An 18,739-nucleotide genomic window follows, 5' to 3' on the forward strand; every position below is an offset into this window, starting at 1 on the left:
AGCCCTCGCGCCGGCCAAAGGTTGGCCGCTGGCGTCGAGCACTTGTCCGCTCAGGGTCCGGCCGCGCACCAGGCGCACGTCCAGCGGTTCTGGCGGCGTCCGCGCGTCGGGACTAATGAGCACCGTCCGCGCGTGGCCGACCTGGCTCATGAAGCCAAATGCAAGACCAGCGCGGGCCGTGGGCAAGGAGTCGGGTAAGCCCCGCTTCAGCTCCGGCAAGTGCGCCAACGCGCGATGTTCCGGCGACCGCTCGAAAAGCTTGACCACGTCGTCGTAACCGACGCGAATCGTCGCGTACCCGTTCGGCACGCCGTCCGGGCGATCGACCGCCAGCGCGCCAGGCCCAGGCGCGACGACGATGCGGAACGAGCCGTCGGGGCCGGAGCGCGAGTGCGAGTGGAGATCCACGCCTTGTTCGGCGAGAGATGCCACGTGTTTATTCAGATAGAGCGGTTGGTAATGGATGCCAGCCACCAGCGGCCGACCGGTTTCGCTGTCCACGATAGTGCCGCGAAGCTCGATGCCTTGCACCAGTTCAACGTCTTGCACGAGCGGTGCGAGGCCGGTCGCATCGGCAACCGTTGGACTGGCGCGAAAATAGGCCGGTCCGTCGGCGCGCGGCTCGACGCTGAGCGTGTAGTTGGGCTCTTTGCCGCATCCCTCAAGAACATAACGGCCTGCCTCATCGGTCTCTGCCACGGCGGTCGTGGTGTTCCAACATCGCACCTTCACGCCGCGCACCGGTCGCCGCGTCGCGCGGTCGCGCACGACACCCTCAATGCTGCGCGCGGGTTCGGCCACATAGTCGGACACGGCGCCGTACAGAACGCGACCAGCCCGCGGCGCGGAGGTCGGTTCGACCGGCGGCGCAGGACCGCGAATCGTCTCGCGCACCGCCGTGGTCGCTTCGAAGGTCGTGTGGCGGATGCCGGCGCCGCGCACGTGCAACTTCACCACGGTATTGGCGCTGAGTCCGGCGATGCGGAAGCGTCCATCGGCTGCCGTGGTCACTCGGGCCGGCTGTTTCGGCAACGCACCGTATTGCCAATCTTTGCCCATCCGCAACAGAGTTCGGCCTTGGGCGACGTCGTCGAGCACCATCTTCATCATATCGCCGTCGTAGCGGAGGATTGTTTCGACCCGCAGTTCGACTCCCGCGAGCGGCCTGCCTTCCGCGTTGACGATACGCCCGGTAATCGTTTTCTCCTCGGGCAGGTTGAGAACAATGTCGCCGGGCGGTTGGTCTTTGCGCAGATACTTCCAATCGGGCGCGAGGCCGTCGGCAGTTGCGACCACGAGCAAGTCGGGCTTGGCGCCGATTCGTTCGTCAAATTGCGGCCAGCGGAGCGAAAACTCGAAGCGGCCCGCGTCGTCGGTCGCGGTCGATGCGAGCGGCGGATCGTCCGCGTCGAAGACCGCCAAACGCACATCCACGGCGGCGCCGGCGACAGGTCGTCCGTCGCCATCCCGCACGCGACCGCTGACAATGCTTTCTTTGACCGGCTGAGTGGACGACGCGCCTTTCTCTTGGTTGTCTGAGACGGAGTCGTCACCCACAACCAGATCGCCGAGGTCTTTGACTTCACCCGCATTCACTTGCACGTCTTTGAAAGGAATGCCGATGAACATGTCTATGGTTTGGCCTTGATAGGGGCGCGGCGCCGATGCGTTTGAATAATAGGTCCATCCGGGAATCAGCCCGTCGAGCCGGAAACGCCCTTGCTTGTCGACGGGGATTCCCGTCGGACTTCTTGCCAAGCTGGGATGCGGCGCCCAGACCGCCGAGTTATCGTGGGCGAAGGCTGCGCTAATCGTAGCGTCATCGATCGGCTCGCCGTCGGCGTCGACCAAACGCCCTTGAACGCTGCCCCCCGAGACTAGTTTGATCTCAACAGTCTCTTTCCCGCCGTACTGCACGAAGCCGCCGCCCGCCAGGTTTCGCCAGCGGTGGAAGACAAACACTTTGCGTCGTTCGCCAGGCAGCAAGTCCTGGATTTCAAACTGCGGCCCCTCTTGATTTTGCCATCCCCAGCGCTCGTTGGCGCCGTGAGCTAGGAATCCAACCACAGGATTGCCCTTGGGATCCACGACGCGCACCGCGACCGGGCGGCTGACGAACAAGGGCATGTCGACGCGGACGCTCTCTTGCCCGGCAGTCGTTGAAACCTCGGCAACCCGTTCGTAGTTCGTCGAAATAAGCTGCTGCTGCAACGTCGGGAAAACCTTTCCACCGCCGAGGTCCTTGCCGCCCGCAATCTCGTTGGCACCGAACCCGCGCGGGTAGCGGTCGATGTCGTGGTGCTTATCGAAACCGTCGTAGCGGAACGCCAGAATGCCGCGGCTGGGCAATACCGGCACGCGAAACTCTCCGTTGGCGTTGGTCCAATAGCGGCCGTCCAAAAAGGCCTCGGTCAGCCCAGGAATGGCCTCCTCCAGCTCGCGGTTCTGGAAGAAATGGTAGCTGATCTCTCCGGTGAATGGCTTGCGGGTTTCCGCGTCGAAGACGCGTCCCTCAGCCCATACGCCACGCTTGAGTCGAAAATCTCGCTCGATCACGGCGCCCTGGGCGGAGGTGTCAGTTGCATGCCCGACGGGGATATATGCCGCGTTGCCGGTGGCAAAGGCGACCAGGCTGTTGCCGCTGCCGACGGGCAGGCCCGTGATTCGATAGCGGCCGGCCGCGTCGGTGGTGGCGGCGAGATGTTCCCGCTCTCGACTGGTGGTCACAAGCTGGCCTTGCACCTGGAAGGCCCGCACGACGGCGTCGGCGATCGGTTCGCCGGTGTCAAGATCCAGCACTCGCCCTTCGACCGGCTTGGAGGGACCGACGACGAAATCGAACTCGTTGGAGTAGACCGCCAGTGTACCGCCTCCCTCGAACCGATCGAGCACGATTTTCTCGCCCGGCTCGTTTCGGGCCACGATTTCCGTCGCTTCGATGCCGTCACCTCGCACCAATAATTGCACGAACCGCTTGGCGCCGATGTCGCGCAGCTCGAAGCGTCCCGTCGCATCGGTCACGGCGCTGGGCAATACGTCTCGCAACTGAACCGGCTCAATGACGTTCATTAAGTTGGCGACCCGCTGCCGCCAGACGGCGTTCTCAACTCCGCGAGCTTCGGCATCCCCGTAGCCGCCAATGTCTCTTTCGCCATTGAACCAGCGGATGCGGACCTTCGCGCCGGCGACCGGCTGCCCATCGATGTCGATCAAGCGTCCGCGGACCGGTTCGCCGGCTTCGGGCAAGCGCGTCCGCTCCTGTTGAGCGCCGGTCACCGCGCGCGCCAGCGCCTCAAGGAATCCTGCCGGCGGGCTCGTCGCCCGGCGAATCTCGTCGGGCGAGGTGAACGCGAACCCGTGGCCGGGCGCCGTGACCGCGATTCGATCCGTGTAGCTCCAACTCGCCGGCATCGTCGGCTCGACCGGCGGCGGTTCGGCAAAATGGTATTTGCCGTCATCGCCGGTGGTCGCCAGCAATCGCGGCGGCTCGGGCTGTAGATCGTGGACGCGTGCGCGGATCCAATACAGCCTCGCCCCCGCCACCGGCTTGCCGTCCGCTCCCACCACGATGCCGTGCAGTTGGTTGTCTGGTGCCCGCTCGGGCTTATCGGTTTGTTCCCGCGGTTTCCCACGTTCCTCGGCGGCCTTCCGCTTGGATTCCGTATCGTCGGCTTTACCGGCTTCGGCGTTGGCTTTCTTATCCACCGCGTCGGATGCCGCTGGCGGGTCGGCCAACGACGGCCGTTGACCCAGACCGACGAAACCCACGGCGGTGGCCCCGATGAGCCCGCCGGCGATGATCAGGACAACCAAGAGATTACCTGTCCGCGTGGAGAGACTGCGCGACGAATCGACGATCCGCGTCACGCGCCTGGCCAAGATCGACCGCAACGACACCATAGCGACGCCGGCCGCGCCCACGGGCGGCGACGAAAGCTCGGCGATTTCCAACAGCCCGCGCGCATACCCTTCTCGGTCGCCGCCAAGCTGTACGACATAGTCGTCGCACACCTCCTCAGCCGCAGACTCCAGCCGGCGCGCGAGCAACCACACGAGCGGCTGATAGAAAAACAGGGCCTCGGTCAGTCGCATCAGCAGGTTCCACCAGCCATCGCGGCGGCGCAGGTGAGCCAGCTCATGAACCAACACGTCGCGCAGTGGCAGCGACGCCTCGGCTTCGGGCAACAGCACGACCGGACGCCGCAGCCCCGCCAGGCAAGGGCTGGCCAGATACGGACTGCGACGCACCTCCGGCGCGGCTACTGCAAGCAGGGCCGAGAGTTCGCGGCAGGCCTGCTGCGCGGTTGGCTCGGCCACCGCCGCCGCGCGACGCAGTCGGCCTAGCCGGCGCCAAGCCAGGCCCAATCGCGCGAGAAGCCACGCCGATACCGCCAGCCATATCAGCGCAATTCCGATCGCCGCGTAGCCGAATGCCCGCACGTGGAACGCCGATGGCTGACGGGCTTCGGCGGCCGACTGCCGTACGGGCGCGTTGGGCGACACCGGTGGTTCTGCCGCTGGTTGTAAGGTGGAAAAAGCGAGCTTGCGAGCGCCGGCCCACCGAGATGGACGCGCCGCATGGTGGGCCGGCGCTCGTTCCACTCGCTTGTCCCACCCTACGCCCGTAACAATGCCGAAATCGCCGGGCAGTGGCCCGCCCTGTGCCGCAGAATTGGCGACGACCGTGGCCTCTTCGGCACTTTCGGGAGGAAACGATTTCAACTCCTCGTAACCCCAGGCCACGGACAATTCCACCGACCAGCCGGAGACGCCGCCGCGTGCCAACAGGGAGGTTACCAGCGGGCAGACGATTACCGCCGCCAACGTCGTGCGATACATGGCCGACTGCAACGCCGAGCCGCGGCGGCCCAAGAACCACGCGACGGCCAGGCCCGCCGCGATCAGCAAAGTCGATTGCAGCAGCCAGTTGGCCGCGAACGAGACGACGGCCCGCGCCGCGTCGAGCAGAGCCATTTGCGCGTGAAGCCAGTGCATGGCGGTCACCTCACTTCTTGATGCGTCGATTGATGAGCTTGCGAATCTCCTCGATTTCCTCGCGCGAGACGTTTTCGTTCTTCAGCAGATGGGCCACCAGGCCCGACGCGCTGCCGCCGAACACGCGCTCCAGCACGTCGCGCGTGGCGCTCTGCTGGAACTCCTGTTCCTCCACCAGCGGGTAGAACACGAACGTCCGTTCCCGTGCTTCGTGCGACACGGCGCCTTTTTCCTCCAACCCGCGCAGCAAGGTCTGCACGGTGCTGTGGGCGATCGGTTCTCGCCGATTGATGGCGTCGGTGATTTCGCGGGCCGTCGCCCGCCCGCGCTTCCACAAGACCTGCATGATGACGAGTTGCACTCGGCCGAGTCGAGGTGCTGGCATGAATGTCTTTCCTTTGAATGCCGGTTAGTTTACTCTGATAAATCTATCAGCATAGACTGTCGCTGTCAACCGAATTCTTTTGATGCTGCCGCCGGGCAAGCGTTCGGCGCACACTGCGTAGCAGAAACTCGTGAGAGTTCTGGCCCAACTCGCGACGGCGGCCAGACTTCTCACGAAGCCTGCTACGGGCGGGGTCGACCGCGTTGCTCCGCGACTACCGCCGCCTTGTCGTTCAGTTGAGCGCCTTCATTTTCAAATCGCCCAGTTCGAGTTGTTCGCCCGGACCGAGTTGGCGGTTTTCGCTGGTGATGCGTGGACCGCCGAAAAACTTGTCGCCTTGCTGGAAGCTCAGAGTCAGCCGCTCGCCCGGCAACACGTTTTCCACCCGGAACCGGCCTTCCGCGTCGGTCTTAAGCGGCGCCTGGTCCCGCTGCAGGAACCAAAACAGCTCCCTAGCGGCGCGACGCTGGTAGCCGATCTGCACCACCGCGTCGGCGAGCGGCTCTCCGTCAGGGTCGAGAGCACGGCCGGCGATGCTGGCCGTTGGCCGCAGCCGGACCGTCACCGGCCCTGGCTCGCCGCCGGTCAGTGTCAGCGACGCGGCCAGGTGGCGCCGGGCATGGAGGATGCACACGTGTCGCGGCCGGTCGGCCCCAAGGCCATAAATCGTGCAGGTGGCCGCCGCGATTTTGAAGGTGATCGGCCCCGTGTCCGCCACCCCGGAGACAACCGCATCGGTCAGCGGCTGACCCTGCTCATCTTCGATCGCAATGGTCGCGGTCTTGCCGGGATCGAGCGGCAAGTCGCACGTCACCGGCCCGCCGTCGGGCGCAAGGTCGAGAACCTTGACGGCATTTTGCATTGTCAGCGACTGCCTTGTATCGTCCGCGCCGGCGAAATAACGATCGTCGTCGTCGCCTATCGTCGGCACGCGTTTACTGTCTTCTTCGCTGAAGCTGGCCTGCCGATAGGTCATCGGCTTGTTGCCGTCGATGCCTGGACGGCCGATTTGCACCCCCCTGGCCGTCAGCACGCCGGGGCCTGGAATGGCCAATATGCGGAAGCGGCCGTCGTCGTCGGTCTGCTTCGACCCTGTCCGCAGGAATTTGGACCAACCGTAGCCGGGGTCGTCGGCATACTGGTTTCCGGGCAGCGGCACAAACTGTACGCTGCCCTTCACCCTGCGGCCGGTTGCCTGGTCGAACAAACGGCCCTCGACAACGACCCCCTCCTTCATCTCCACATCGACGTCGACGATTGTCTGGCCCGGCGTGAGCTCGAGCCGCACCGACCTGAAAAGCAGGTTGCCGCCCGGGGGCCCATAAACGCCCAGCCCGGCGTCGTGACTGCGGCGCAGGCCGCGCAGCTCGAAGCGGCCCGTTTCGTCAGTTTGCGCATCGATGGGATTGTTCCCTGTGCCTATCCTCACGCCGGCGCCCGACGAGCCAACCAGGGCCCGCGCCACCGGCTGGCGGTCGCGTCCGGTAAACACCGTGCCGCGAACCACCAATTCCGTTTCGGCAACGTGATCGAAGACTGGGCCGGTCAACCGGGGGAACATTCCCAACCTGCGCATTTGCGGCAGCATGTTGGCCTGGGCCGCCTTGTTGTACTTCTCGGCATCGAAGCCGTCGCGGTTGATGACCCAAAGCTCGTCGGAAACGAGGCCGGCAGCGGAGATGTTCACCGACGCCACCCGCTCGGTTCCAATACCCGACAGCTCGAAACGCCCGTCTTTGTCGGTGACGGTCGTGAGAGTCGTGAGAAGCGGGAGGAAACTGGCGTACAAACTCGGTTCGAGCTTGCCGCGAGGATTGCTCTGCTTCCACCAGTCCGTTAGAAAATCGTCAAGATTACCGCTCGGCGAAGCGGATATCATGGTGACCGCGACTTTGGCGCCGGCAATATGCCGGCCTTCCGTGTCGGTCACACGGCCGCGAATTGGGCGATCTTCGACCAACCGCAGCACGGCGTCGTCCGGCACCTGATCCGGAACGAAGTAGACCCAATCGGCCCCGTAGCCCGGCTTGTAGGCGAGCAATGGCCAGTGGGCCATCCCGACGGCCGTCGGATAGATTGGTGCGTCGTTCTCCCTGAGCGACAACTCAAAACGTCCCTCGTCATCGGCGACCGCGCGCTTCTCAAACAGCACATCTTCGCGCTTGCGGGGTGGCGGCGCCTTGAAATGAACCCAGTACAATCCCGCCCCCGCCGCCGGTTTGCCGTCGGGCAACAGCACATGGCCGCGAAGCACGGTCGGCTCGTCGGCGCCGGCCGCAGCCGCCAACGACGCCGCGACAAGTGCCACTAAGATTACGCCAGAGCGAGCAAGTTGAAGTCGGGTCATCATCGGCCTCCTGAAGCATGGGGGGATTGGCGTGCCTGCCGGCATTATGTCGCGCTGCCTGTGGTGAAAGCAAATCCAGCTAAAAGTCAGTCGTCGGCGTTCACCGCACTTGCTTCACCTTCACATCACCTAGCTCGAGCTTCTGTCCGGATTCGAGCTGCCGTTCTTTCGTCGTCAGACCGTCGATATAAAAATAGGCGTCGCCTTGCTTGAAGCCGAGCGCGAGCCGCTCGTTGGGCAAGACGTCTTCCACCTGGAACCGGCCCTCAGCATCGGTCTTGAGCGGCGCCTGCTCCATGCGCGCGAATCGTAGCAGCTCCGACGCGCTGCGGCCGAAGTAATTGACCTCCACAACCGCATCGGCCAGGGGCGCTCCGTCGGGATCGAGCGCGCGACCGACGATGCTTGCCGGCGCGCCAAGGCGAACGGTTACCGGTCCTGGCTCGTCGCCCGTCAGCGTGAGTGACGCTGCCAAGTGGCGCTCGGGATGCAGGATGCACAAGTGCCGCGGCCGGTCCGCACCGAGACCGTAAACAGTGCAGGTCGGCTCGGCGATCTTGAACGTGATCGGCCACACATCCGTGACTCCCGCCACCCACGCATCCGAGACGGCCTGGCCCTGCTCATCTTCAATGGCAATCGTCACGGCCTTGCCGCGATCGAGCGGCAAATCGCAGGTGATCGGCCCACTGTCGGGCGCCGGGTCGATGACTTTGACCGCGCCGAAGAGGCTCAGGGAGCTGCTTTGATTTCTCGAGATGGTGAAGTAACGGTCGTCGTCCCCGACGGTCGTCGGCACGCGCTTGCTATCTTCTTCATTGAAGCTTGCCTGTCGATACGGTATCGGCATATTGGCGTCTAACCGCGGGCGGTTTGTTTGCACCTGGGCCCTGAGCACGCCCGGGCCCGGAGGCACCAGAAGGCGGAAGCGCCCGTCGTCGCCGGTGATCAAGCTTCCGCGCATGACGTCGTAGCCGGGTTCTTCGACGAAGCGGTTCTCGGCCAGCGGCACATAGCCCACGCCGCCCTGGACGCCCAGTCCCGTCGCCTGATCGAAGATTCGCCCTTCGACGACGATCCCCGCCTTCAATTCGACTTCCACGTCGATGACGGTCTGACCTGGCGCAACGTCGAGCCGAAGCGCGCGAGAAAGCAAGTCGCCGCGCGGATGAACACTCAGCGGCACCTCTTGACTGCGGCGCACTCCACGCACTTCGAAATGCCCGGCCGCATCGGTCGTCGGCATTGTGGAAAAGTTCTGACGACCGCCGCCGGCGCCAACTTTGGCCATGGCGATGGGCTTGCGGTCCGGCCCGGTGAATACGCTGCCGCGGATCACGAGCTCCGCTTCCATGACATGATCGAACACGGGTCCCACGAACCGCGGCAGCCGGCCCGGCTGGCGCATGAACGGACCCGTGTTGGCGGTCATCTGCTTGTTGTATTCAGCGGCGTCGAAGCCTTCGCGGGTGACGACTCGTAGCTCGTCGGACATGTAGCCCGGCGCGATGATTTTCAGCAACGCCACTCTCTCCTTGCCCACGCCCGAAACCGTATATCGCCCCTCGCCATCGGTCTCGACCGCCAAAGGCGCAAACCCCTTGTAGAGGGGCAAGATCCGCTCGGGATGGCCCATGAGTGATTGCGAATTCCGTTTCCATTTTTCCAGCAAGCGATCGAGCGGCCCGTCTTCTGCCGCTTCGATACCGTTGACGACGATTTTGGCGCCCTTGACAGGCCGGCCTTCCGTATCCGCCAGTCGCGCGCGAATGGGGCATTTTTCCGTAAGTCGTAGCGAAAGCTCCGTCTTTGCGTCGTCGCGACCGACGGTGAAGCCGTCCAGCCCGAAGCCCGCCTTGTAGGCAATCAGCGGAGGCCGGTTCGCCGGACCGATCTTGGCATCGGTCTTTTCCAACGTCCATTCAAACCGTCCCTCGTCGTCCGTGACCGCGCGTTTCTCCCACCAGAGCTCGGCCGGTGCGTCGTCGGCCTTCGGTTTCAATTGCAACCAATGAATCTCCGCCGCCGCGGCCGGCTTGCCGTCGGGCAACAGCACGCGCCCGCGAATGACGGCCGGCTCTTCGGCAATTGCCGACGCGGCCGTGGCAAGAAGCAAGAGTGCCGCGCAGAGAGTTGCCGAGAGCGACGAAGTGCGACCGATTCGGAGCCGAGTCATCGTTGGCCTCACGAAGCAAGGGATGGTTTCCGTGCCCGCCAGCATTATGCCGCGCCGCGAGTGGCGAAAGCAAATATCCGCCTCGAAATCAGTGTCGTTTGCCACTGCCCCTTGACCCGCGGAGAGCGATGCGGTAACTGTTTCTCAGTAAGCCATCAATGGCTGCTGTTGTTGCTCAGGTTCGTGTTTTTGAGAGGGGGAGCTTGCCGTGACGGTGACTCACGTTGGTTCGACGAAAAAGTACGCGGAAGGCTGGCAGTCGATTTTCAGCGGCCAGAAGGGGGCGAAAAAGCCCGCGGCCAAAGCTGCCGGCAAGAAGAAGCCCGCTGGAAAAACGAAGCGGTAGGCCCGGTCATTCAAGCTGGAACCGCACGGGGCGAATCACCACGGTGTCGTCGACGAGATCGAACGGCTTCGCGTCGGCCAGGATCGCGTTGCAACGTTTTAGCCCTTCGTCGGCGGTTTCGATGGCGGCTTTCAGCGGTTGGATTTGGTTCTTTAACTGAGCAAGTTCGGCAAGCCGCCGTTGACCGTCGATCAACTCATCAAGCACTTTCTGCTGCGCGGCAAAGCTGGCCAGATCAGCGCGTCGGCCAACCGCCGCCGCGCGGCGCTTAATTGGCCGCGCACCGTGGCGGGCGGCAGGTCCAGTATTTGCCCGATGTCAGTCGAGTTCAGGTCGCAGTAATAGCGCAGCACAATGGGGTTTCGCAGTTCGGGCGGCAATCGCCGCAAGGCCAGCCGCAGCGCCCGCTGCTCTTCGTTTTCCGCTGCCGCCTGGCTTGCATTGCCGCGCGACAGCTCCGTCCATACCGCTTGCAGCTTTTCCCAAACGTTCAGCCAGCTTCGCCGTCGGCGGTGCTGCAAGCGGCAACGGTTGATCGCCACGCGGAACAACCAGCGGCGGCAATCCTCCTGGCCGCACGGCAACGACTTGGCTTGATGCGCGGCCAGATAAACATTCTGCAGTACGTCGTCAACTTCGGTTCGTGCCACGCCCATCGCGGCGATGAGCCGGCGCAACTTGGGTTCGGCCTCTTGCCAGGCGATCAGCAACGTGTCGTCGGGTTCGGCGCGCACCGCATCTCGCCGCCTGCGGCCGGTGGGCCGGCCCGAAGGCATTGCGACCTCCTGTTTTAGAGCCGCATTCGTCACAGTCGCTTCCCGTGCTCGTGGCCGCCCTAACAAGACAATGCGCGAGGGTGCCCAAGTGTTTGGCGAACTTCGCCACTTCTCCCAATCGGCCCAGAATTCGCTGTTAAGATGGCATAGTTTCGTCCGGCCTGCCTCATTATAATCCCGGCCCTTTCGGGCAGTGTACCCTGCCAGTCTCACCACCCGTTCCATTCGCTTGGGCCAACCGAGATGATCGGACGACGCCCGACAGCATCGCGGCAGTTGCCGGCTCGCGCCGCGTGCGCGGTGCCGTTGCTACTTGTCTTGGCGCTCGCGCCCGCCGTGGCCTCGGCCGACGAGAGCGACGACGGCGCCCCGCGCGCGCCCGCCCTTCGCCTGCGCATCGAATGGGGCAGAGGCCTCGCCCGCAAATGGCAGGGCACCCTGGCCCTGAGCGAGGGCGTGCTGTCGAACCCCTCGCCGCTGGGCATCGAAGCCGACGAACCCGGCTCGATGTGGATCGAAGAAGGCCGCTTATCCGTCAGCCAGCCCAGCGCTCGGCCGTACGACGGCGTCGATGTCGACGTCGACGCCCCACTCGAGGCCTCGTTGATCGTCGCGCTCTCGCCGGCTGACAATCCGATCAGCGGAACGCCTCGGGAGATTCCCCTCGCGCAGTTGATCCATCGCAGGTTCGACGGCCAGCTCGACGACCGCAAGAACGTATTGCGAGTGCTACGCGCGCCGGGAGACAAGCTGCGAGTCACGCTCGACCGCGACGCCTTGATCTACCAGTCCGACGAGCCGCTCGAAATCGAGGTGACGCCGACCTGTCTTGCCGAGGCCGCCGGCGCCCGACTCCGCTTGCAGGCCCGGCTGACGAACGCACTGGACAAGAGCGACGCCGGCGTCCTGGAAAAGGAATGTCAGCTCGACGAGCACGGCTCGTCGCCGCCCGTGGCGTTCTCGCTGCCTCTGCCGAAGCAAGAGGGCGTCTACGATCTCGATCTCCAGCCGACCCGCCACCGGTTCGGCCTTTGGTCGCCGGTGAGCGGCGGCCGGCGAATCCAATTCGTCGTGCTCAGCCCCGGTCCGCACTTGCCCCAAGGGGGCAGCGAGCCGCCGGCGGAAACCGTCGTGGAAATCGACCCCGCCAACCCCACCTGGTGGCAGCGATTGCCGAGCATTCCGATGCTGCCGTCGCTGCGCAGGCCCTTGGGCAGCGGCGATGCCGCCGTCTGGCAGCATTCGCTCGGCAATCTGGTGCAGATTGGCGCCAGGAACGCCGCGGGCTGGGAGGCCTACCCCTTGCCGATCGATCGGCCGGGCGAACCCCACATCGTCGAAATACAGTATCCCAACGACGTGCCGCAAGTGCTCGGCGTCAGCATTGTCGAGCCAAACGACACGGCGGTGGTCACGCCGACCGGCCTCGATTCGGGCGTTTACTTGCCCGACGACGGGGCCGAGGTCGAACCGAAGATGAACCTGCACCGGCTGGTGTTCTGGCCGCGCACCAAGACGCCCCTGCTGCGGCTCGACGGCTCGAAAGCCGTGTATGGCAAAATCCGCGTGCTCGGACCGCGTCGTCCGGGCATGGCCGCCGTCTTCGATCGCGACGATTGGCAAAGCCACAGCTCGCTGCCCCGCCGCTTTCCCGCCGGCGATCAGCCGAACGGCCGACTGCTGGCCGGCTATTACGACCGGCCGCTGTTTGCCGCCAACTTCTCCGCCAATCAGGCGGTCGATCCCATTCACAAGTACCGGCTGGACGACTGGCGGACCTTCTACGAAGGCGGCAGCCGGCTCGTCGAGTACCTGAACTACGTCGGATACAACGGCCTGATGCTCACCGTGCTGGCCGACGGCAGCGCCATCTACCCCAGCGAGCTGCTCTCTCCCACGCCGCGCTACGACACCGGCGCGTACTTCACCACCGGCCAGGATGTCTATCGCAAGGACGTGCTGGAGCTGCTCTTTCGCCTCTTCGACCGCGAAGGGCTGACGCTCGTTCCCGCACTCGATTTCTCCGCTCCGCTGCCGGCACTCGAGAATTTGCGTCGCGACGGACCCGGCGGCGGGGGGATCGAACTGGTCGGGCGAGACGGTCAGCCCTGGCTGAAGCACCATCCCCCGCGGCAGCACATCGGCCCCTATTACAATCCGCTCAACGAACAGGTGCAGACCGCGATGATGGAGGTCGCGCGCGAGTTGGCGCACCGTTACCGTCATCATCCGTCGTTCGGCGGACTGGCCCTGCAGCTTACGGCCGACGGCTACGCCCAGCTTCCCGGCGACGACTGCGGCTACGACGACGAGACCCTGGCCGCCTTCGAAGCCGCCAGCGGCGAGCGGCTTCCCCCGGCCGACGGCGGCCTGGCGGGCCGCGTTGCCTGGATCGAAAAGAAAGCCCGGACCCCATGGCTCCAATGGCGGGCAGCCGAGATGACGGCCTTCTACAGCCGCATGCAGACCCAGATCGCAGCCGAGCGGCCGGGGCTGAAGCTGTATCTGGCCGGGACGGGGCTGTTCGATCGGCCCGAAATGGCGCACAAGCTCCGCCCGGTGCTGAGCCGCGTCACCACCAAGAACGAAGAGGCCCTGCTCAGCGTCGGCATCGACCCTCAAGGCCAGGCCAAGCGCGACGACGTGGTCATCATGCGGCCGCAATGGGTGGCTCCCTTGCAGTCGCTGGCGGCCCAGGCGGTCAACCTGGAACTGAATTTCGACCAGCAGCTCGACCGGCTGTTTGCCGAGCAGCCGGTCACCGCCGCGCTGTTCTATCACGAACCGCGGGAAAGCCGGCTGAAGTCGTTCGATGCCAAGAACCCGTTCAAGGGCGTGCCGTCGCGCCACCTGGCGCAAGTGGTGCCCTCCGCGCAACACACGCGGCGTCGCTTCGTTCACGCCGTGGCGACGCTCGATGCCCGGGCCATGTTCGACGGTGGCCGCTTGCTGCCCCTCGGCCAGGAGCACGAACTGGGGCCCTTGGTGGCGGCCTATCGCGGTTTGCCCAACCTGCCCTTCGCAACGGTCGAGGGCCATTGCCAGCCGGTGACGGTGCGGTCGCTCTCGCACGACGGGCGGACCTACGTCTACTTCGCCAACGATTCTCCCTGGAAGGTCGATGTCAGCCTGACGGTCGAGAAGGCGGCCGAATGTACGGTGCGGAGCCTCTATCCGGGCCGCCGGGCCACGATTCCTTCCGGCGACGGCTACAAGCAGAATTGGCTGGTGCCGCTGGAACCCTACGATCTCTTGGCCGTCGCCTTCTCCACCGAAAACGTGAAGCTTTCCGGGGCCGAGGTCCGCCTCGACAGGACAATTGTCGCCCAGCTCGATGCCCGCATTCAAGACCTGACGGAACGCGCCCGCGTGCTGAAAGAGCCTTTGCCGCTCGACGCACCGGCCAACGGCGACTTCGAGCGGCCCGCGGTGCGCGGCGGCATCTCCGGTTGGGAAAGCGCTCCGGCCGGGGCGCTGGCACGCCTGGTTCCCGCACAGCAAGGAGAGGTCGTGCTCGACAACCAAGAGCCGTACGCCGGCCAGCAGTGTGTGAAGCTTTCGGCCCGGGGCGGCAAGGTGACGCTGGCCAGTGCCGCGTTTCCCGCTCCGGCCACGGGTTGGCTTTCGGTCTCGGTGTGGATGCGCGCCAAACACGCCGGCCCGCCGCCGAAGCTTACGTTAGCGCTGGAGGGCACCGTGTCGGGCAACGTCTATCGCCGGCAGGAGAGCATACCGGACGCGCGCAACGCAGTCCGATTGGGCGACGAGTGGAAAATGTACAGCTTTGTGTTTGACAACCTGCCGACCGTGGACATCTCGCCCTTGCGGTTGCGGTTCACGTGCGACGGCAACGGCGAGGTCTGGCTCGACGACGTGCGGACGTTCGATCTGGAAAAGCGGGAAGGCAACGATCTGGTGACCTTGGTCTGGTTGGCCATTCAACGGGCCGGGGCCAAGCTGGAGAAGAAAGAGTACGCCGATTGTTGGCAGTTGCTCGACGGCTATTGGCCCCGTTATCTGCGCACCTATGTGCCCCTGACGCAGGAACCGATCGCCAACCATCCGCGTCCGCGGCGTGCGGCCCCCGCCGCGCCGCCGCCCAAGACGGGACTTTATGAGCGCGTGAAAGACAGCCTCCGCTGGTGGCGGTGAAACGGTTTTGGATCTTCGGTTGTTGAGCGTCATTCCTGGCTGCCGGACCATCACGTCTTCCAGCGACTTCGTCCTGCCACTGCGAGAGCATCGGCGCAGACGGGGCAATTCAACGGCCAGGGAGGTTTTTTTGGGGCGCCGCCCTATTGCCGCCGAGGCGGGTCCGAGCGCAAAATGGAACCATGTCGGACTCCGGCCCGCCCATCTCCGATCGGCAGTTGATGCGCCAGGCGCAAGAGGGCGACCGCGCCGCCTTCGCCGAAATCGTCCGCCGCTATCGGCCGGCCCTGCTGCGCGTGGCTCAAAGCCGGCTGGGCCGCCCCGATTGGGCCGAAGACGCCGTGCAAGAGACGCTGCTGGCCGCCTTCCAATGGCGCGGCAGCTACCGCGAAACGAACAACTTCCGCACCTGGCTCTGGACGATCCTCTTGAACCAGTGCCGCCGCTCATGGACGGGCAGGCTGCGGCGGCCTCGCGTCTACGGTTTCGACGACCAGCCAGCCTCCGAGGTCGAGCCGGCGGTTTATCAGGCCAGCATCGAGCGCGGCGAAGCGCCGCCTTGGCAACGGCTGCTGGCGCAGGAACGGTCGGAGCTGCTGGAATCGCTGTTGAAAGATTTGCCGGCGGCGCAGGCCGACGCGTTGCGGCTGCGTTTCTTCGGCGGACTGAAATTCGACGAAATTGCCGAGACCATGCAGTGCAGCCTGGGAACGGCGAAAAACCGCGTTAAATGGGGTCTGGTGCGGCTTGCGGAAATGGTCCGCCAGGCGGAACAAGAGTGCGCCGCTCCGAGAACACGGCGGCAAGACGGCCCGCCCGACAGCCGGGCCGCCGATGGGCATTGAGCGAGAGTGACGGTTATGATCCATTGCGACGAAGTCTTCGACATTCTGACCCGCGGTCCGTTCCCCACCGGTGCGCCTTCCGACGGCATCGTCGAGTCGCACCTGAACCATTGCGACGCTTGCCGCCAGTTGGCCGAAGCGCTGCGGCCCGCCATCGAGTTGCTGCAGGAGGCGATCGGCCCCGAAGAAAGCGGCAGCTTGCCTTGCTATGGCGGCGCGGCCGAGCCCTGGAGCGGGCCTTCCGCCGCATCTCTCAAGACGAAGCAAGCCGTCGCCACACGACGAGCGCGGCAGCCGGAAGCGTTGCCGACCGCGCCGGGCGTTTGGCCTTGGCGATCTGCCGCTCGATTTGCCGCCGCGGCCTGCGTCGGTCTGGTGCTGGCCGGCTTGCTGCGACAGGTCGTTCTGCAAGGTGCGATGGCCCGGCGCGGCATGCCGCCCGCCGTGGCCGTCGCCGCGAGTTGGCGATTGGATACCGACGCGCGCCAATGGGCACAAGAGCTGTCGCTGGGCGGTCCGTGCCGGCAACCGGTGGCCGGGCTGACGCTGGCCGCCGCCCGTCCGGGACAGGCCGCGGAAGATGCCCTGCAGCTTGCCTGTTGCCTGGGTTGTCATGCCGCCCGCGGCAATTCGCTGTTGCCGGCCGCGCGCCTCGGCGGTTTTGTACAAGCGTGTCAAGCATGTCATTAAGCATGAGGGTTCTCGCTTGCCTGCCTCAACGTTTCAACGCTGCGCGGTTGCCAGCGGTCTGGTGACGCAAGATGACCTGGAGCAGGCCCGGCAGGCCCTGCGAGCTGGAAAATCGCCCACGCGGCAGGCTCTCACCGACGACGACCTGGCCATCCAGCTCATCGCCATGGGGCGGGTGAATTCGTGGCAGGCGACACAGCTGGCCGCCGGACGCAGCACGTTCACTCTCGGCCCTTATCGCATCGTCGATTCGCTCGGCAAGGGGAGCACCGGCGACGTCTATATGGCCGAGCATTCGCTGATGGGCCGCATTGTGGCCATCAAGGTTTTGCCGCGGCGAATTTCATCGCCCGAGGCGATCGAAAAGTTCAATACGGAGATCCGCACGCAGGGGCAGTTGGACCACAACCACCTGGTGCGGGCCTTCGATGCGGGCCACCATCGCAACGTTCACTTTCTGGTGATGGAATACGTGCCCGGCACCAACCTGCGAAAGCTGGCGCGCCGGCAAGGGCAGCTTTCCATGCGTCGTGCCGCCGCTCTCGTCGCTCAGGCGGCCGAGGGGCTGGCCTACGCGCATGGCCGCGGCTTGACGCATCGCGACGTGAAGCCGAGCAACCTGTTGGTGACGCCGGAAGACCAGGTCAAGCTTTCCGACTTGGGTCTGGCCGGCTTCTTCAGCCACGCGCCTTCGGCAAACACCGACGGCAAGGCCGCCGCTCGCGCCGCCGACTTTCTTGCGCCGGAGCAGATTCAGCAGCCGGGCACGTTTTCTCCCGCGACCGACCTGTATGCCCTGGGTTGCACGCTGTACTACGCGGTGACCGGCAAAGTCCCCTTTCCGGGACCCACGTTGACGGCCAAGCTGGACGGGCATCTTCACGCCCTGCCGCGGCACCCACGGCTGCTGAACGCCTCGCTGAGCGAGGAGTTTGTGGAGTTGGTCGGCGATCTGATGGCCAAGGATCCGCGCGAGCGGCTTGCCGACGCCGACGCGGTTGCGACGCGGTTGAAGGAGGTGGCCGGTCAAACCTGAACCGGCGACGATGCTCGCGCCCGCCACCAGCACCTTTCGACCTCACCCGCTGCTGCGCGGCGGACACTTTCAGACCCTGGCCGGAGTCTATTTGCCGGGGCGTCGCTTTGTCTATAAGGCGCGGCAGCACCGGGTGACGCTCGATGACGGCGATCAGATCGTGTTGCACGATGATTGCCCCGCCGGCTGGCAGCCCGGCGACCGCGTGGCACTGTTGATTCATGGGCTGGCCGGTTGCCACCAAAGCCCGTACATGCCGCGCGTGGCCGCGAGGCTGGAAGCGCGCGGCGTGCGCGCTTTTCGGATGGACCTGCGCGGGTGTGGAGCGGGGGTGGGGCTGGCCCGGCTGCCCTATCACGGCGGGCGCTCGGAAGACGCGGCCGCCGCGCTGGAGACGATCGCCCGCTTGTGTCCCGGTTCGCCGGCCGCGCTCGTCGGCTTTTCGATGGGCGGCAATATCGCGCTCAAGCTGCTGGGCGAGCTGGGTGAGGAGCGGTGCGGCCATCTCGACCGGGCGGTGGCCGTGTGTCCTCCGTTCGACTTGCTGGCGGCGGTGCGGCACGTGCATCGGCCGGCGAATCGGTTGTATGAACGTCACTTTGTGCGTCTGTTGGTGGCCCAGGTGCGCCAGCGCGAACGGAATCTGCCCGACGCGCCGACTGTACGCTTCGGACGTCTGCCGCGGAGCCTGTGGGAGTTCGACGACCTGTTCACGGCGCCGGTCTGCGGGTTCGGCCGGGCCGACGACTATTATCGGCTGTCCAGCGCGGCCCGCGTGGCCGAAAACATTCGGCGGCCGGCATTGGTGATTGCCGCTCAGGACGACCCTTTGGTGCCCGCGGCGCCGTTGGAGCGGCTGCGCGATTGTCCGAGCGTGGAACTGGAGATCACGCGGCACGGCGGCCACCTGGGTTACGTCGGCTGGCGCGAAGGCGACCATCGCTGGCTCGACGAACGAATCGTGGGCTGGCTCACGTCGTGATTCTGGATC

At 65.3% G+C, this 18,739-nt stretch carries 12 protein-coding genes; 6 read left to right on the forward strand and 6 right to left on the reverse strand.

The features are described from left to right. From VNH11_13840 to VNH11_13855, 4 genes are all read right to left on the reverse strand, one after another. On the reverse strand, positions 1-4,995 hold a 4,995-nt coding region (locus VNH11_13840), incomplete at its 3' end, for a M56 family metallopeptidase (GenBank protein ID HVA47446.1). Between the two features lie 10 nt (positions 4,996-5,005). Then, positions 5,006-5,380: a BlaI/MecI/CopY family transcriptional regulator gene (locus VNH11_13845; protein ID HVA47447.1), complete on the reverse strand. Its 375-nt coding sequence runs from the start codon at positions 5,378-5,380 to the stop codon at positions 5,006-5,008. Between the two features lie 232 nt (positions 5,381-5,612). Then, entirely contained in the window at positions 5,613-7,730 is a 2,118-nt protein-coding gene (locus VNH11_13850; protein ID HVA47448.1) for a carboxypeptidase-like regulatory domain-containing protein, read from the reverse strand. A 97-nt stretch (positions 7,731-7,827) separates the two neighbouring features. Beyond that, a complete protein-coding gene (locus VNH11_13855) occupies positions 7,828-9,903 on the reverse strand; it encodes a hypothetical protein (GenBank protein HVA47449.1) in 2,076 nt (691 codons plus the stop codon). 208 nt (positions 9,904-10,111) lie between these two features. Here VNH11_13855 and VNH11_13860 point away from each other — a divergent pair, with 208 nt between their 5' ends. Beyond that, the gene (locus tag VNH11_13860) at positions 10,112-10,249 is read left to right on the forward strand and encodes a hypothetical protein (protein HVA47450.1); all 138 of its coding nucleotides are present in this window, start codon (positions 10,112-10,114) and stop codon (positions 10,247-10,249) included. A 6-nt stretch (positions 10,250-10,255) separates the two neighbouring features. Here VNH11_13860 and VNH11_13865 read toward each other — a convergent pair whose 3' ends face one another. Both VNH11_13865 and VNH11_13870 read right to left on the reverse strand, forming a co-directional pair. Then, on the reverse strand, positions 10,256-10,456 hold the full coding sequence (locus VNH11_13865; protein HVA47451.1) for a hypothetical protein: 201 nt from the start codon (positions 10,454-10,456) through the stop codon (positions 10,256-10,258). Further along, positions 10,441-11,025: a sigma-70 family RNA polymerase sigma factor gene (locus VNH11_13870; GenBank protein HVA47452.1), complete on the reverse strand. Its 585-nt coding sequence runs from the start codon at positions 11,023-11,025 to the stop codon at positions 10,441-10,443. Before VNH11_13870 ends, VNH11_13865 begins: the two co-directional genes overlap by 16 nt. 300 nt (positions 11,026-11,325) lie before the next feature. Here VNH11_13870 and VNH11_13875 point away from each other — a divergent pair, with 300 nt between their 5' ends. From VNH11_13875 to VNH11_13895, 5 genes are all read left to right on the forward strand, one after another. After that, positions 11,326-15,177 (forward strand): family 10 glycosylhydrolase, encoded by a 3,852-nt coding sequence (locus tag VNH11_13875; GenBank protein HVA47453.1) that lies wholly within the window; start codon positions 11,326-11,328, stop codon positions 15,175-15,177. A 182-nt stretch (positions 15,178-15,359) separates the two neighbouring features. Continuing rightward, positions 15,360-16,022, forward strand: coding sequence for an RNA polymerase sigma factor (locus VNH11_13880; GenBank protein HVA47454.1), 663 nt, complete (start codon positions 15,360-15,362; stop codon positions 16,020-16,022). Positions 16,023-16,037: 15 nt separating this feature from the next. Further along, complete coding sequence (locus tag VNH11_13885; GenBank protein HVA47455.1) at positions 16,038-16,712, forward strand: hypothetical protein; 675 nt, start codon at positions 16,038-16,040, stop codon at positions 16,710-16,712. A 16-nt stretch (positions 16,713-16,728) separates the two neighbouring features. Next, the gene (locus VNH11_13890; protein ID HVA47456.1) at positions 16,729-17,748 is read left to right on the forward strand and encodes a serine/threonine-protein kinase; all 1,020 of its coding nucleotides are present in this window, start codon (positions 16,729-16,731) and stop codon (positions 17,746-17,748) included. A 10-nt stretch (positions 17,749-17,758) separates the two neighbouring features. Beyond that, complete coding sequence (locus VNH11_13895) at positions 17,759-18,730, forward strand: alpha/beta fold hydrolase (GenBank protein ID HVA47457.1); 972 nt, start codon at positions 17,759-17,761, stop codon at positions 18,728-18,730. The last annotated feature ends 9 nt before the right edge of the window (positions 18,731-18,739 follow it).

This window comes from Pirellulales bacterium, assembly GCA_035533075.1.
Classification (GTDB): domain Bacteria; phylum Planctomycetota; class Planctomycetia; order Pirellulales; family JAICIG01; genus DASSFG01.